Genomic DNA, 14,695 nt, shown 5'->3' on the forward strand with positions numbered 1-14,695 from the left:
AAAGGTGGGCGATGCAACGGGAGCCAACCGCTCCAAAAATCTCAACGTGACTCGGGAAAACCCGCGATTCCGTTAAGAAATTCTATCCACCTCGGGCAAAGAAAACTAGCTGGCGTCACATTTTCTTCTTTTCTATGCTTCGCATGACGGTAGGCAAAACACATCGCCCACCGCAGATAAACCGATGCAACCGCCAGAGCACGCTAAGACCATGACTCCATTTGAATTCCGCCAGGCCGTCCGTCACCGCGACTTCCGTGGCCCGACGGCCGGCCATTGCGGCGACTACGCGCAAGCCAATCTCGCGATCCTGCCCGCTGCGCACGCGCACGATTTCCTGCGCTTTTGCCATGCCAATCCGAAGCCATGTCCGCTGCTCGGCGTGGGCGAGGCTGGCGACTTCCGCGTGCCGATGCTCGGGCGCGACATCGACATCCGCACAGACGTGCCCGCGTACAACGTCTATCGCGACGGCGACCTGAGCGAGCGCGTCGAATCGATCGAAGCGCTCTGGCAGGACGATTTCGTCGTATTTGCAATTGGCTGTTCGTTCTCGTTCGAGCACATGCTCGCGAAGGAAGCCATCGGCCTGCGCCATGTGGAAGAAGGCCGCAACGTGCCGATGTACCGCACCAACATCCCGAACCAGCGGGCGGGCGTGTTCGGCGGCGAACTCGTCGTGTCGATGCGGCCGCTGCGCGGCGCCGACGCGATCCGTGCCGTGCAGATCACGAGCCGCTTTCCGGGCGTGCATGGCGCGCCCGTGCATATCGGCGATCCAGCGGAACTCGGCATCGTCGATCTCGCGCGCCCCGAGTTCGGCGACGCGGTGACGATCCGCGCGGGCGAACTGCCTGTCTACTGGGCTTGCGGCGTGACGCCGCAAACGGCACTGATGGCCGCGAAGCTGCCGCTCGCGGTTGCGCACGCGCCGGGCCACATGCTGATGACGGATATCACCAACGCGTCGCTGGCTGTTTTCTGACCGTCCCGGCGGCGCGCGCGGCGCCGTCGCGTAACAAGCGATTGATTCACAGCACCTTGAAGCCATTCGGCCGCGCGGCCCGGAGGGAATGACGCATCCCTACGTTCGTGCGCGGCTTCGATCGTTACCCATGCGTCTATCCATAGGAGCAGCAGATGGACAGCAAGACACTCACGGCGAGCGTCGACGATGCCGCCGACATGAAGTCAGGAACGGGAAGCCCGCAGCTTTCCTGGTATGCCGAAGCCGGTCCGCGCGCGCGTCGCGCGTTCTGGAGTTGCAAGATCGGCTACATGCTCGACGGCATGGACACGCAGATGCTTTCCTTCGTCATCCCGACGCTCGTCGCGACCTGGGGCATCTCGCTCGCGGACGCGGGCTTCATCGGCACGTTGACGCTGCTGTCCTCTGCGCTCGGCGGCTGGATTGCCGGTATTCTTTCCGATCGCATCGGCCGTGTGCGCACGTTGCAACTCACCGTCTTGTGGTTCGCCGTGTTCACCGGCCTATGCGGCCTCGCGCAGAACTACGGCCAGTTGCTCGCGGCTCGCGCGTTGATGGGCTTCGGCTTCGGCGGCGAGTGGACGGCGGGCGCGGTGCTGATCGGCGAAGTGATCCGCGCGCGCGACCGCGGCAAGGCGGTCGGTCTCGTGCAGTCGGGCTGGGCGCTCGGCTGGGGCATGGCGGCCCTGCTCTACGCGGTGCTGTTCTCCGTGGTGGCGCCTGAAATCGCGTGGCGCGCATTGTTCCTGATCGGACTCGTCCCTGCCCTGCTCGTGCTCGCGATCCGCCGCTATGTGAAGGAACCTGAAGTATTCGAACAGGCCAAGGTTCAGCAGCAGGACACTCAAGACACGCCGCGCTTCACTGAGATCTTCTCTCCCAAGCTGCTTTCGACGACACTGCGCGCCGCACTGCTTACGACGGGCGCACAGGGCGGCTACTACGCGATCACGACGTGGCTGCCGACTTTCCTCAAGACCGAACGCCATCTCACGGTGATGGGCACGGGCGGCTATCTGGCGACGATCATCGCGGGCTCGTATGCGGGGTATCTGTGCAGCGCATGGCTCACGGACCGCATCGGCCGCAAGCCGAACTTCATTTTGTTCGCGGTGGGCTCGATGGCGATTGCCTTCGTGTACACCTCGCTGCCGCTCACGAATGCATCGATGCTGTGGCTCGGCTTTCCGCTCGGCTTTTTCGCGTCGGGCATTTTTTCCGGCATGGGCGCGTTTCTCACCGAACTGTTTCCGACACGTGTGCGCGGCTCGGGCCAGGGGTTTTGCTACAACGTCGGACGCGCGATCGGGGCGCTGTTTCCGGTGCTGATCGGCGTGCTGTCGAGCCGTTTCGGCCTGGGCACGAGCATCGGGATTTTCGCCGTGGCCGCGTATGGCGTACTGATCATCGCCGCGCTGACGCTGCCCGAGACGCGCGGCCGCGAACTCGAATCAGCCTGATTTTCACCTTGCGCACACCACTACCACTTTCGCATCACGACCACGACACCATGAAGCACGATTACGCCTCCGATGTTTGCACACCGTCCCGATGGCAGTTCTGGATCGACCGCGGCGGCACGTTCACCGATATCGTCGCGCGCTGCCCCGATGGCACGCTCACCACGCACAAGCTGCTTTCGGAAAACCCGGAGCAGTATCGCGATGCGGCTGTCGCCGGGATTCGCCATTTGCTTGGCCTGCGAGCCGGAGAACCCATTACGTCGCGCGACGTCGAGATGGTCAAAATGGGCACGACGGTCGCGACCAACGCGCTGCTCGAACGCAAGGGCGAGCCCGTAGCGCTCGTCACCACGCGAGGCTTGCGCGATGTGTTGCGGATTGCGTATCAGAACCGCCCCCGCCTGTTCGATCTCGACATCGCGTTGCCGGAAGCGCTCTATGAAAGCGTGGTGGAAATCGACGAACGTGTGAGCGCGCAAGGCGAAGTGATCGCGACGCTCGATCGCGCGGCAGCGGAGCGCGCACTGCGCGAGGTCTACGACAAGGGCATCCGCGCGCTCGCGATCGTGCTGATCCACGGTTATCGCCACACGTCGCATGAAAGCGAGCTTGCGGATCTGGCGCGCCGAATCGGCTTCACTCAGATCTCGGTTTCCCACGAAGTCTCGCCGCTGATGAAGATGGTCTCGCGCGGCGATACGACCGTGGTGGATGCCTATCTGTCGCCCATCCTGCGCCGATATGTGGATCAGGTCGCCAGCGAAATGCCGGGCGTGAACCTGCAGTTCATGCAGAGCAGCGGCGGACTGACACGCGCCGATGTATTTCAGGGCAAAGATGCGATTCTCTCCGGCCCGGCGGGCGGTATCGTCGGCATGGTGCGCGCGGCACAGGCAGCGGGCTTCGAGCGCGTGATCGGCTTCGACATGGGCGGCACGTCGACGGACGTCTCACACTTCAACGGCGAGTTCGAGCGCGTATTCGAAACGCAGGTGGCAGGCGTGCGGATGCGCGCGCCGATGATGAGCATCCATACGGTGGCGGCAGGTGGCGGCTCGGTGCTCGGCTTCGACGGCGCCCGGCTGCGTGTCGGCCCCGACTCGGCGGGCGCCAATCCGGGTCCAGCGGCGTACCGGCGCGGCGGACCGCTCGCGGTCACCGACTGCAACGTGATGCTCGGCAAGATTCAGCCGGACTATTTCCCGCGCGTCTTCGGTCCGAACGCGAACGAGCCCCTCGATCGCGAGGTCGTCGCTGAACGCTTTCGGGCACTCGCCGATGAGATTTTCGCGGCTACGGGTCAGCGTCGCACACCAGAAGAGCTCGCTGAAGGTTACCTGGAGATCGCCATTGGCAGCATGGCTAACGCGATCAAGAAAATTTCAGTGCAACGCGGCCACGACGTCTCGCAGTATGTGCTGACGACTTTCGGCGGCGCGGGCGGCCAGCATGCGTGCGGTGTGGCCGACGCGCTCGGCATGACGCGGGTGTTCGCGCATCCGCTTGCGGGTGTGCTCTCCGCTTACGGTATGGGCCTCGCGGATCAGACGGCGATGCGCGAGCGAGCGCTCGAAATCTCGCTCGACGACTCATCGCTTGCGACGCTGGAAGCCGCGCTCGATGCGCTCGCGGCCGATGCCACCAGCGCACTGCTCGCACAGGGCGTCGACGCCGCGCGTATCACGACCGAGCGACGTGTCCATCTGCGCTATCAGGGCACCGATTCGTCGCTCGCAGTGCCAGCGGGCAGCGTCGATGCGATGCGCGCCGCTTTCGAAGCTGGGTATCGTCAACGCTATGCGTTTCTGATGGCAGATACGCCGCTCGTCGCGGAACTCGCTTGCGTCGAAGCGATCGGCCATTCCGACGCGCCAGTCGATGCCGCCAGCCTGCCGCAGCGCGCGGCGGGCGACGCGGCCCATGCGCAGTCGGTTGTGCGCATGTATTCGGGCGGTAGCTGGCACGACGCATCGCTCTACCAGCGCGAAACGCTGTGCGCAGGCGACACGCTCGACGGCCCGGCGATCATCGCCGAAAAGAACGGCACGACCGTGGTCGAGCCAGGATGGCAGGCGGTGCTGACCGTTCAAGGCAACGTAGTGATGACGCGCGTGCAACCGCTGCCCACGCGCCGCTCGATCGGCACCGAGGCCGACCCTGTGCGCCTCGAAATATTCAACAATCTGTTCATGTCGATTGCCGAGCAGATGGGATTGCGTCTGCAAAACACGGCGTATTCGGTGAACATCAAGGAGCGCCTCGACTTCTCGTGCGCGATCTTCGACGCTGCTGGCAATCTGATTGCGAACGCGCCGCACATGCCCGTGCATCTGGGATCGATGGGCGAGAGCATCAAGACCGTCATCGAGCGAAATCGCGGCGCGATGCGCGACGGCGATGTGTTCATGCTCAACGACCCGTATCACGGCGGCACACATTTGCCCGACGTGACCGTCATCACGCCCGTGTTCGCAGACGGGTCGGCCGAGCCGCTCTTCTACGTCGGCTCGCGCGGCCATCATGCGGATATCGGTGGAATCACACCCGGTTCGATGCCAGCCGCTTCGTCGCATATCGAAGAAGAAGGCGTGTTGGTCGATAACTGGCAGCTTGTTTCAGCGGGCGTGCTGCGCGACGCCGAAACACGCGCGCTGCTCGCGTCCGGCCGCTATCCGGCACGCAACGTCGCACAGAACATGGCCGATCTGCGCGCGCAGATCGCAGCGAACCAGAAGGGCGTGGACGAGCTGCGCCGCATGGTCGCGCAATTCGGCCGCGACGTGGTGCTCGCCTTCATGCAGCACGTGCAGGACAACGCCGAAGAAGCGGTGCGCCGCGTGATCGGCGCTCTCAAGAACGGCGCGTACCGTTACGAACTCGATAACGGCGCGGTGATCGACGTCGCCATTCGCGTCGATGCTGCGACGCGTAGTGCGACCGTGGACTTCAGCGGAACGTCCGTGCAACTGCCGAACAACTTCAACGCGCCGAAGGCGGTCTGCATGGCAGCCGTGCTGTATGTGTTCCGCACGCTCGTCGGCGACGACATCCCGCTCAACGCGGGTTGCCTGAAGCCCCTCACGGTGATCGTCCCGGACCGCTCGATGCTCAATCCGGTCTATCCGGCAGCGGTGGTCTCGGGCAACGTGGAGACATCGTCCGCGATTACGAATGCGCTGTATGGTGCGCTGGGCATCGTCGCGTCCAGTCAGGGCACGATGAACAACTTCACGTTCGGCGACGCGCGCTACCAGTACTACGAGACGATCGCAGGCGGCAGCGGCGCGGGCGATGGCTTCTGCGGCGTCGACGCGGTACAGACGCACATGACCAACTCGCGCCTGACCGATCCCGAAGTGCTCGAATGGCGCTATCCCGTGCGGCTCGAGTCGCACCTGATCCGCGCGGAGTCGGGCGGCGCGGGACGCTGGTGCGGCGGTAACGGCGCGATCCGGCGCATCCGCTTTCTCGCGCCGATGACCGCGTCGATTCTCTCGAACAACCGCATTCACGCGCCTTTCGGCGCGGCAGGCGGACGCGCGGGAAGGCGGGGCAGCAATCGCGTCGAGCGCGCGGACGGCGAGATCGTCGCATTGGGCCATATCGCGAGCGTCGAGATGGCCGCGGGCGACGTGTTCGTGGTGGAAACGCCGGGTGGCGGCGGTTTCGGGGAAGCGTAATGGCTCGCACCGCCGATACCGCTGCGGTCGGCACCGGTCTCACGGTTCTCCCACATATCCAGCCAATTCCTCAGGTCTTCCTGTCGGAAAAGCTTCCTTGATGTGATCGAGAAAGGCGGAAACGCGAGGGCTTAGCAAGCGTCTCGAAGGATAAAGCGCCCATAGTGCGATGTCAGGGCCGTCCAGATCACCCCAGTGCGCAAGTCTGCCGGCCGCGAGGTCATGGCTCACCAGCGATACCGGCAGGCAAGCAGCACCGACGCCGAGACGCACTGTATCGCGAACCATGATCAGCGACGACAGGTGAGCAACCGGCTCGATCGATATGCGCGATTTTCCGACGGACCCTGTGACATCCCAGAAAGCAATCCGATCATGTCTCGCGCGAAGGACAGCCGGAACACTGGACGCATCCGTCGGTCGCGCCAAATCCGGGTTGGCCACGACGACCAGCCGGTCGCGCAGGAACACCCGTCCGATCAGGTTCTCATCCGGATCGGGGTTGACCCTGATCACGAGGTCGTACCCTTCCTCAATCATGTCGACGGGCCGATCTTCCGTCGTGACTTCCAGCCGCATCTCGGGATATTTCAGCGCAAACGTGGCGACCAGCTTGCCCATTGCGATATGGGAAAAGAGCGCCGGCGCGCTGATGCGTAGTCGACCGCGTGGTTGTTCGCTCCCTGATGTGATGGCGGCAGCGCTTTCGGTGAGCTCGGCGAGGAGCGCACCCGTCCGCTCGTAGAGGGCACGTCCTTCCTGGGTGAGTTTCAATCCGCGCGGTCCACGTTCAAACAGCCTGACATGAAGGCTGTTTTCGAGTTCGCTGACCCTGCGTGAGAGCGTCGCCTTCGGGCGCTCGGCCGCACGAGCAGCCTCGCCGAAGCTTCCGTGACGAGCGACGAGATTGAAATCAGCGAGAGCAAGAAGATCCATGCGTTCCACCAGTGAGATACCCCGTCTCTTTATAGCATCTTCCGGACCGGGCATGGATCACTTACCTTGGAGGCATCCCAACCCAACCTAAGGAGTAACACCATGACTATCCTCGTTACCGGTGCCACTGGCCGTGTCGGCCGCCAGGTCGTCGATCAGCTTGCCACCCGCGGAGCCGACGTGCGCGTGCTCGTGCGCGATCCCTCGAAGGCCGACTTTCCTGCCGGAGTGGCTGTCATACAGGGCGACATGCTCGATATCGACTCCCTGCGCAAAGCATTTGCCGGCGTCCGCACACTGTTCCTGCTCAACGCCGTGGCAGGCGACGAATTCACCCAGGCGCTCATCACGCTCAACGTCGCTCGCGAGTCGGGCGTCGAGCGCGTGGTCTACCTGTCGGTCATGCACGCCGAGCGCTTCGTGAACGTGCCGCATTTTGCAGTGAAGTTCGGCGCCGAGCGGATGATCGAACAGATGGGCTTCAGCGCCACTATCCTGCGTCCGGCGTACTTCATGGATAACGATCTGATGATCAAGGACGTTCTCGTCAATCATGGCGTCTACCCGATGCCCATTGGCAGCAAGGGAGTCGCGATGGTCGACACCCGCGACATTGCGGAGGTCGCGGCGATCGAACTGTTGCGTCGAGATCAGGCTCCTGGCAAACTGCCCGTCGACATCATCAACCTCGTCGGGCCTGACACGTTGACGGGTTCGAAGCTCGCCTCCATCTGGTCAGAGCTTCTTGGCCGTCCGGTTGCCTACGGCGGGGACGATCCCACCCAATTCGAGCAGAATCTGGCGAACTTCCTGCCAAAGTGGATGGCGTATGAAATGCGGCTAATGGCCGAGCGCTTCGTCAGCGACGGCATGGTGCCGGGAGCCGGCGACGTCGAGCGTCTTTCCAGCATTCTGGGTCGCCCGCTACACTCGTACCGCGACTTTGCCGCCAGACTGGCTGGCTGAGCTTCGCCCCCCTTCTAAAAGCTTGACGGACTGACTCAGGGCGTGAAGCGGGCATCCGATTCGTCGGCTAAGCAATGGCCGATTCCGAAGTCAAGCGGACATGCCCCATGCACGCAATCAACCAGCACTGTCGCATTCTCTTCTCGCTGCGCTATTCCTGGCTTCGACCGCCTTGCTGCTGTTGGAAAGGCCCTTTCCAGAATGTGCCTGCCGACGGTTCCGAACACGAACGCGAGAACCAGCCCTTTAATGTTCTTGCCTTCGCGCACCACTATCGCGTCCAGCCCGGTCGCTGGCTCGATCAAAATGGAGCAGCCGCACGAAGGCGCTAAAGGGAGGCGCGGCCGCCGAGGTTGTCGGCAGAAAGTCTCCGCCTGTTATCTGCGCAAGCCGAAATCCAATGACGAAGTGGACACGCTTTCCCACCCGCCTAAACACCGATCCGGTCACCGGCACGAGCCTCACGCCGCACTTCCTGCGGCGGTAGGCCAAAGCCGCGCATGAACGCTTCGCGCATATGCCGCCGATCGCGAAACCCCGTCTCTCTCGCAATCACTTCCAACGAGTGCCGGCTCTTCTCGATCATCAACCGCGCGGCTTCGAGCCGCAACCCTTCGATCGCCTTCGCGGGCGACTGTCCGGTCTCCAGAGTGAACACCCGGCTGAACTGCCGCGGGCTTAGATGCGCCGAACTCGCTAGCTCCTCGACGGTGAGCGGCCGGCTCAGGTTCGTGCGTGCATAGTTCAGCGCGTCCTGGATGCGGTCCGATTTGGGCGCCAAGTGGAGCATTTCCGAATGCTGCGACTGGCCGCCCGCACGCCGCTGATGCATCACGAGCTTGTGTGCGACCGAACGCGCCACGTCGGCGCCGAGATCTTTCTCGACCATCCCAAGCGCAAGGTCGAGCCCGGCAGTCATACCCGCCGAGGTCCAGATCGGCCCATCGACAATGTAAATGCGGTCTTCTTCGATGTGGATGTCCGGAAACCGGCTCATCATCGCGCGCCCATGGGCCCAATGCGTCGTCGCGCGCCGGTTCGCGAGCAGGCCTGCTTCAGCCAGTACGAAACCACCTGTACAGATGCCGGCAATGCGTCGCGCACGCGTAGCCGCCTTGCGCAGGAAGGCGAGCATTTCGGCGGACGGAGGCGAGGCGAGTGGTGCGTTGACACCCGCCGCGATCCACGTGTCTATCGCGACGCGTCCCCTGAAGGGGCGCGTGACGACGCACATACCAAGCGAAGAGCGCACCTCGCCGCCCGCCACGGAGAAGTTTTCGATCGTGTAGAAGGTTTCGCCCGCCGCAACGTTCGCGTATTCGAAAACCGACTGTGACGCGAGCGCCATCACCTGAAAGCCATCGCTCAACAAATATCCGATCCGGTGCATGTAGCCCTCCGCTATTCATCAGGTCAAACACCCGCTGCGAAAGCATGCTGGAAATCGCATGTCCTAAATCATGACCCTATACGTCATTTGAGTCGTGGCTAATCCGGACCACAATAGGTTCACGCAATCACAAGCGAACATTCAACAGGAGTCCATCATGATGCAGGCATATCAGGGTACCGCGCTCATTACGGGCGCGTCCACGGGCATCGGCGCGGTCTATGCCGAGCGGCTCGCCAAGCGTGGCTATGATCTGATCCTCGTTGCGCGCAGCCGCGACCGGCTCATCCGTCTCGCCGGGCGCATCGCCAACGAAACCGGCCGGTCCGTCGAGATCATCGACGCCGATCTCAATGATCCGGCTTCACGCGCTACGGTGGAAGCGAAGCTGAAGGAAGACGCCAGCATTACGCTGCTCGTGAACAACGCAGGGGTCGGCACGCATACGCCATTGCTCGACAGCGATGTCAACGCGATGACGCGGATGATCGACCTGAACGTTAACGCACTTACCCGCCTCACGTATGCCGCGGCGCCAGGCTTTGTCTCGCGTGGCAAGGGCGCGATCATCAACATCTCGTCGATCGTCAGTATCGCGCCGGAGCGCCTGAACGGTGTGTATGGCGGCACCAAGGCCTTCGTGCTTGCCTTCAGCCAGTCGCTGCATCACGAACTCGCCATCAAGGGTGTGAAGGTCCAGGCAGTGCTGCCCGGCGCCACGGCCACCGATTTCTGGCAGAGCGGCGGCTTGCCGATCGAGAACCTCGATCCGGCCATCGTCATGTCCGCAGACGACATGGTCGATGCGGCGCTCGTCGGCTTCGAGCGAGGCGAGCTGGTCACGATTCCGTCCCTGCACGACGGTGCGAAGTGGGACGTCTTCGAAGCCGCGCGCCAGGCAATGTCCGGGGAACTGTCATCCAGCAAGCCTGCGCGTCGCTATACCGCCGAGGACGAACGAACCGTCCAGGACGCATAGAAACGAACGCCCGAATGACGCCCGACACGCTAACGCAGCCGCTCCACGTAGCCGTGGACGCCGCAAGGCTGCTCACTCGTACTCAACGGAGTATCACCATGTCCATAGTTTCAGCCGCGCATACCCGGCGCAGCTTGCTTGCCTATTCGATCGCAAGCGCACTTGCCCTTTCTGTGGGCTCCGCCTTCAGTCATGCTCAAGCCGCTTCGGTCGTGGATCAGCCTTCCGCGAACCCGGGCGTGGTGGCTGAAGACGACTCGATCCGCCCATTCCACGTTCACGTTCCGGGACGCAACACTCGTCGATCTCCGCCGCCGCATCGCGGCGACGCGGTGGCCCGATAAGGAGACGGTCGCTGATCAAAGCCAGGGTGTGCAGGAGGCGAAGATCCAGGCCCTCGTGCACTACTGGGGCACGGACTACGACTGGCGCAAGACGGAGGCACGATTGAACGCCTTGCCGATGTACGTGACCACGATCGACGGCGTCGATATCCAGTTCATCCAAGTGAAATCCCGCAACCCGAACGCGTTGCCGCTGCTCATCACTCACGGCTGGCCTGGTTCGCCCCTCGAAATTGAAAAGGCCATCGGTCCGCTCACCGATCCTACGGCCTATGGCGGCCGTGCGGAGGACGCCTTCGATGTCGTCATCCCCGCGATGCCCGGCTACGGTTTCTCCGGCAAACCGACCGGCACTGGCTGGGATCCCGATCACATCGGCCGGGCGTGGGACGTTCTGATGAAGCGTCTGGGATATACGCACTATGTGTCGCAAGGCGGCGATTGGGGTTCGGTGGTGGCGGACGCGATGGGGCGTCAGGCTCCCCCAGGCCTCCTGGGCATTCACGTCAATATGCCTGCGACAGTGCCACCGGAGGTCGCGAAGGCGCTCAACAATGGCGAACCGGCGCCGGCCGGGCTGTCCAGTGCGGAAAAGGCAGCGTATGAATCACTCGCCAACCTGTACAAAAAGGGCGGCGGCTATGCCGCCATGATGGTCACTCGCCCGCAAACCGAGGGCTACAGCCTGGCTGATTCGCCTGCGGGTCAGGCAGCCTGGATGTACGACAAGTTCGCGGCCTGGACCTATAGCGGTGGCGACCCGGAACGCTCACTCACCAGGGATCAGATGCTCGACGACATCACGCTGTACTGGTTGACGAACACTTCGACCTCGTCGGCGCGGCTCTACTGGGAGAACAACAACAACAACTTCAATGCTGTGGCGCAGAAGACAGCCGAGATTTCGGTCCCCGTTGCCGTGACGGTCTTTCCCGGCGAGATCTATCGGGCGCCGCGCAGCTGGACCGAGCGCAGTTATCCCAAGCTCACCTATTTCCACGAAGTCAACAAAGGCGGCCACTTTGCAGCATGGGAACAACCGCAGCTCTACGCCGAGGAGCTCCGCGCGGCGTTCAGGCCGCTGCGCAAACAGCTATGAGGTCCCGCCGGCTGTTGTCGCACGAATGCGCGGCAGCAGCCGACTTCAAGGGTCCACATTTCAACGCGTTCCTGACATAAAGCGCCCGGTATTGCGATGAGCTGCCACGAGTCCAATGTGTCCCGGGCGTTTACCAGCCCTTCATCGTTTCAAGGAGAACAGCATGAAAACTTCGATCATCGCTTTGACTTTTGCCGCATTCACCGCTTCGGGCGCGGCTCTGGCCACCGAGAGCGCCACGCCCCCCACTGTCGCGCAGACGGAGCAATCCGGTTCGAACCACGTCGGCGCGTCGCCGAAGACGCGTGCCGACGCGCGCCACGAATTGGTGCGGGCGCAGCAGGACGGCCAGCTCGCCAGTCTCCGCACGCTCTATCGCGGAAGCTGAAACCTGCTCATTGACATATTTATCCGAGGTTCCATCATGAACAAGCAGTTCATCGCCGCCCTCCTCATCGCAGCCAGTGCAGCTGCTACGGGCCCCGCCTTCGCCAGCAGCGGCTTCGGTCCGGCCCCGCACTACGACCCGATCGCAGGCGCGCCTGCGTCGCAACGCGGTCTGAATAGCGAGACCATCGCCATCGATCAGGCCAGCGCCGATCACGGCACGCGGGCGTTCGGCGGCATGCCCGATACGACATCGCAGTCGGGTACACGGCTCGCGGGCCGCGATCCTTTTTCCACCTACTCGCATCACTGATGCCACCGCGGCGAGGACTTCATCATGACTCGAATCGACAAAGAGTCACCCATGCTACCCGCCGCGCAGCGAATACCGATCGATACAATCTCAAAGCAGATAAAGCCATGCCGGACGAAATGAATCTTCGCCGTCGCCGCCTGCTGCAGACGACTATCGCAGGCATTGGCCTGCTGGAACTCGGCCTCAGCGGATTTGCCAACGCGCAATCGGCCGGAAACACCAACCACATCAACACCAGGATCCCTGCGCGCGTCGCATCATTCGACGCTATTCGCCAGGTCAACGTCGGTGCACTCAGCGTCGGCTATGTGGAAGCGGGACCGAGCAACGGCCCGGTCGTGATCCTGTTGGATGGCCCTATGACATCTACAGCTTCGCCGAAGTCACGCCATTGCTCGCCGCCGCGGGTTATCGCGTGATCGTGCCGTATCTGCGCGGCTACGGCCCGACGCGCTTCCTGTCCGCCGATACTCCGCGTAACGGGCAGCAAGCCGTCCTCGCGGCTGACATCGTCACGCTGATGGACGCGCTGAAGATCGAAAAGGCCGTGTTCGGTGGGTTCGACTGGGGCGCGCGCACCGCCAACATCATCGCCGCGGTTTGGCCGGAACGGTGCAAGGCGATGGTCTCGGTGAGCGGCTATCTGATCGGCAACCAGGCCGCCGGCAGCGTGCCGCTTCCACCGAAGGCAGAGCTTGCATGGTGGTATCAGTTCTATTTCGCCACGGAGCGCGCCGACCATCGCGGTGCCGACCATCACGCTCGAAGGCGATGCCAACGGCGCGCCGCATCCCGAGCCGGCTGCCTACGCGAAGAAGTTCACGGGCAAGTATGTACACCGGAACATCGCCGACGGTATCGGGCACAACCTGCCCCAGGAAGCGCCGAAAGCGTTCGCCGACGCGGTCATCGACGCCGCGCGCATGGGGTGATCGCTGCAGCGAGCGCCGGCGTCGCGTCGCATCCGGACGCTGGCGCTGTACCCGGGAATAACATTCACATGCAACGCATTCGAATTCAACGTGCCATTGTGAACTGTCAGGCCCCGGAGTTTGGCGCAACGGGTGTATCACAACCTCACCTACTGCAACAGACCTGACAGAGATCGGTCTCAGCGCGGCGCGCGCGCTTTCCCGCATAATCATAGGCCTTGTAATACCGACCGCCCCAGAACTAGTAACTCGTTGAACTGGGTCACCAGTTCAAAACACAAAGCAAACAACAGGGTATAAAAGGGCCCGGGAAATCTGTGCATCCAGCCCAGAATCGGCACTGAAAAACGCGTTCTCACGGCGTCCCGAGTCATTATCCAGGTGATGGTCGCTCCAATCGCCGCCCCCGCGAGTATGTCGGTCGGATAGTGCCAGCCGAGATAAACGCGCGGCAGACATATGAAGATCGCGGTGTATAAAAGTGCGAGCATGCCGACGCCGCGCGAAACCATACAGATGCCAGTTGCAACCGAAATCCACAGCATAGCGTGGTCACTCGGAAAGGAGCTCCACGCTGGCAGCACGGCCGCTTCCAGACCACCCGATGGAAAATTCAAGTGCAGCTCAGGATTAAAGAGAGGCCGCATACGGAATGGCAAATAATGGGCAACAATCCTGAATATTGCGAGCGCAAGAAGGCCGCTCGCGATCGTCGCGACGACCATTTCACGCTCCCATTCGCCACGCTGGCTCGGCTTGAACCATATCCACCACAATACGGGCATGAGCACCAAACCTTTGAATGTGTATAGGTCCGCGATGACTCTTATCGCGTGGTTCAACATGGCGTAACTCAAAGCAATGTGCGTCAGGAAAGTCTGGATTGCTGTATCAAAAAGGTCCATTCTGCAATTCCTCCAAACTTTTTAGTTATAAGGTTGAGCAGCGGGAGCAGGCACGGGTTGTGTCGCGCTCTGAAACCTGCCGTCGTCAAAGCCAAAAACCATCACATCTCGCGCGACGTTGGATCGTGCGGATGTTCTTGAGGTGAGCGGTGCTTTGACGGGCGCCAAGTCAACGATTCTGATCGACGCAACCAAATGCTGGATTGGGAACGATGACGAGTTCATCGATACCTCACATCTCAAGCGTGTCGGCCGCCAACATGCTTCCGACTCGCAAACTTTGGCCGACAGCGCAGCGGCCTTTCTTCGA

The 14,695-nt window shown here is 62.4% G+C and carries 10 protein-coding genes and 2 pseudogenes; 9 read left to right on the plus strand and 3 right to left on the minus strand.

The window, feature by feature from the left end; genetic code table 11:
- The first annotated feature begins 184 nt into the window (after nt 1-184).
- From F6X42_RS06610 to F6X42_RS06620, 3 genes are all read left to right on the plus strand, one after another.
- Entirely contained in the window at nt 185-985 is an 801-nt protein-coding gene (locus tag F6X42_RS06610) for a putative hydro-lyase (RefSeq protein WP_281393948.1), read from the plus strand.
- A 155-nt stretch (nt 986-1,140) separates the two neighbouring features.
- Entirely contained in the window at nt 1,141-2,448 is a 1,308-nt protein-coding gene (locus tag F6X42_RS06615) for an MFS transporter (RefSeq protein ID WP_187633426.1), read from the plus strand.
- A gap of 50 nt (nt 2,449-2,498) precedes the next feature.
- Nucleotides 2,499-6,131 (plus strand): hydantoinase B/oxoprolinase family protein, encoded by a 3,633-nt coding sequence (locus F6X42_RS06620; protein ID WP_187633427.1) that lies wholly within the window; start codon nt 2,499-2,501, stop codon nt 6,129-6,131.
- 39 nt (nt 6,132-6,170) lie between these two features.
- On the opposite strand, the gene F6X42_RS06625 is transcribed toward F6X42_RS06620, so the two are convergent.
- Entirely contained in the window at nt 6,171-7,067 is an 897-nt protein-coding gene (locus F6X42_RS06625; RefSeq protein ID WP_187633428.1) for a LysR family transcriptional regulator, read from the minus strand.
- A gap of 102 nt (nt 7,068-7,169) precedes the next feature.
- On the opposite strand from F6X42_RS06625, the gene F6X42_RS06630 reads away from it, so the two are divergent.
- Nucleotides 7,170-8,033: an SDR family oxidoreductase gene (locus F6X42_RS06630; RefSeq protein ID WP_187633429.1), complete on the plus strand. Its 864-nt coding sequence runs from the start codon at nt 7,170-7,172 to the stop codon at nt 8,031-8,033.
- Between the two features lie 430 nt (nt 8,034-8,463).
- Here the strand turns inward: F6X42_RS06630 and F6X42_RS06635 are convergent, their stop codons facing one another.
- A complete protein-coding gene (locus tag F6X42_RS06635) occupies nt 8,464-9,423 on the minus strand; it encodes a GlxA family transcriptional regulator (protein ID WP_187633430.1) in 960 nt (319 codons plus the stop codon).
- A gap of 157 nt (nt 9,424-9,580) precedes the next feature.
- Between F6X42_RS06635 and F6X42_RS06640 the strand changes: the two genes are divergently transcribed.
- The 5 genes and pseudogenes from F6X42_RS06640 (at nt 9,581) to F6X42_RS06660 (ending at nt 13,480) form a co-directional block, all read left to right on the plus strand.
- A complete protein-coding gene (locus tag F6X42_RS06640) occupies nt 9,581-10,402 on the plus strand; it encodes an SDR family NAD(P)-dependent oxidoreductase (RefSeq protein ID WP_187633431.1) in 822 nt (273 codons plus the stop codon).
- Nucleotides 10,403-10,500: 98 nt separating this feature from the next.
- Nucleotides 10,501-11,845 (plus strand): annotated as a pseudogene (locus F6X42_RS06645) (epoxide hydrolase family protein).
- A 163-nt stretch (nt 11,846-12,008) separates the two neighbouring features.
- Complete coding sequence (locus tag F6X42_RS06650; RefSeq protein ID WP_187633432.1) at nt 12,009-12,233, plus strand: DUF4148 domain-containing protein; 225 nt, start codon at nt 12,009-12,011, stop codon at nt 12,231-12,233.
- Between the two features lie 36 nt (nt 12,234-12,269).
- Complete coding sequence (locus F6X42_RS06655) at nt 12,270-12,545, plus strand: hypothetical protein (protein WP_187633433.1); 276 nt, start codon at nt 12,270-12,272, stop codon at nt 12,543-12,545.
- Nucleotides 12,546-12,652: 107 nt separating this feature from the next.
- Nucleotides 12,653-13,480, plus strand: a pseudogene (locus F6X42_RS06660) (alpha/beta fold hydrolase).
- A 209-nt stretch (nt 13,481-13,689) separates the two neighbouring features.
- Here F6X42_RS06660 and F6X42_RS06665 read toward each other — a convergent pair.
- A complete protein-coding gene (locus F6X42_RS06665; RefSeq protein WP_187633434.1) occupies nt 13,690-14,385 on the minus strand; it encodes a phosphatase PAP2 family protein in 696 nt (231 codons plus the stop codon).
- Between the last annotated feature and the right edge of the window lie 310 nt (nt 14,386-14,695).

Source organism: Paraburkholderia podalyriae (genome assembly GCF_014397785.1).
Lineage (GTDB): Bacteria > Pseudomonadota > Gammaproteobacteria > Burkholderiales > Burkholderiaceae > Paraburkholderia > Paraburkholderia podalyriae.

What these genes read in the sequence shown, in the direction of transcription:
- F6X42_RS06630 (WP_187633429.1), top strand. Translation starts at nt 7,170, where the DNA reads ATGACTATCCTCGTTACCGGTGCCACTGGCCGTGTCGGCCGCCAGGTC.
- F6X42_RS06615 (WP_187633426.1), top strand. Translation starts at nt 1,141, where the DNA reads ATGGACAGCAAGACACTCACGGCGAGCGTCGACGATGCCGCCGACATG.
- F6X42_RS06635 (WP_187633430.1), bottom strand. Translation starts at nt 9,423, where the DNA reads ATGCACCGGATCGGATATTTGTTGAGCGATGGCTTTCAGGTGATGGCG.
- F6X42_RS06650 (WP_187633432.1), top strand. Translation starts at nt 12,009, where the DNA reads ATGAAAACTTCGATCATCGCTTTGACTTTTGCCGCATTCACCGCTTCG.
- F6X42_RS06665 (WP_187633434.1), bottom strand. Translation starts at nt 14,385, where the DNA reads ATGGACCTTTTTGATACAGCAATCCAGACTTTCCTGACGCACATTGCT.
- F6X42_RS06625 (WP_187633428.1), bottom strand. Translation starts at nt 7,067, where the DNA reads ATGGATCTTCTTGCTCTCGCTGATTTCAATCTCGTCGCTCGTCACGGA.
- F6X42_RS06655 (WP_187633433.1), top strand. Translation starts at nt 12,270, where the DNA reads ATGAACAAGCAGTTCATCGCCGCCCTCCTCATCGCAGCCAGTGCAGCT.
- F6X42_RS06620 (WP_187633427.1), top strand. Translation starts at nt 2,499, where the DNA reads ATGAAGCACGATTACGCCTCCGATGTTTGCACACCGTCCCGATGGCAG.
- F6X42_RS06610 (WP_281393948.1), top strand. Translation starts at nt 185, where the DNA reads ATGCAACCGCCAGAGCACGCTAAGACCATGACTCCATTTGAATTCCGC.
- F6X42_RS06640 (WP_187633431.1), top strand. Translation starts at nt 9,581, where the DNA reads ATGATGCAGGCATATCAGGGTACCGCGCTCATTACGGGCGCGTCCACG.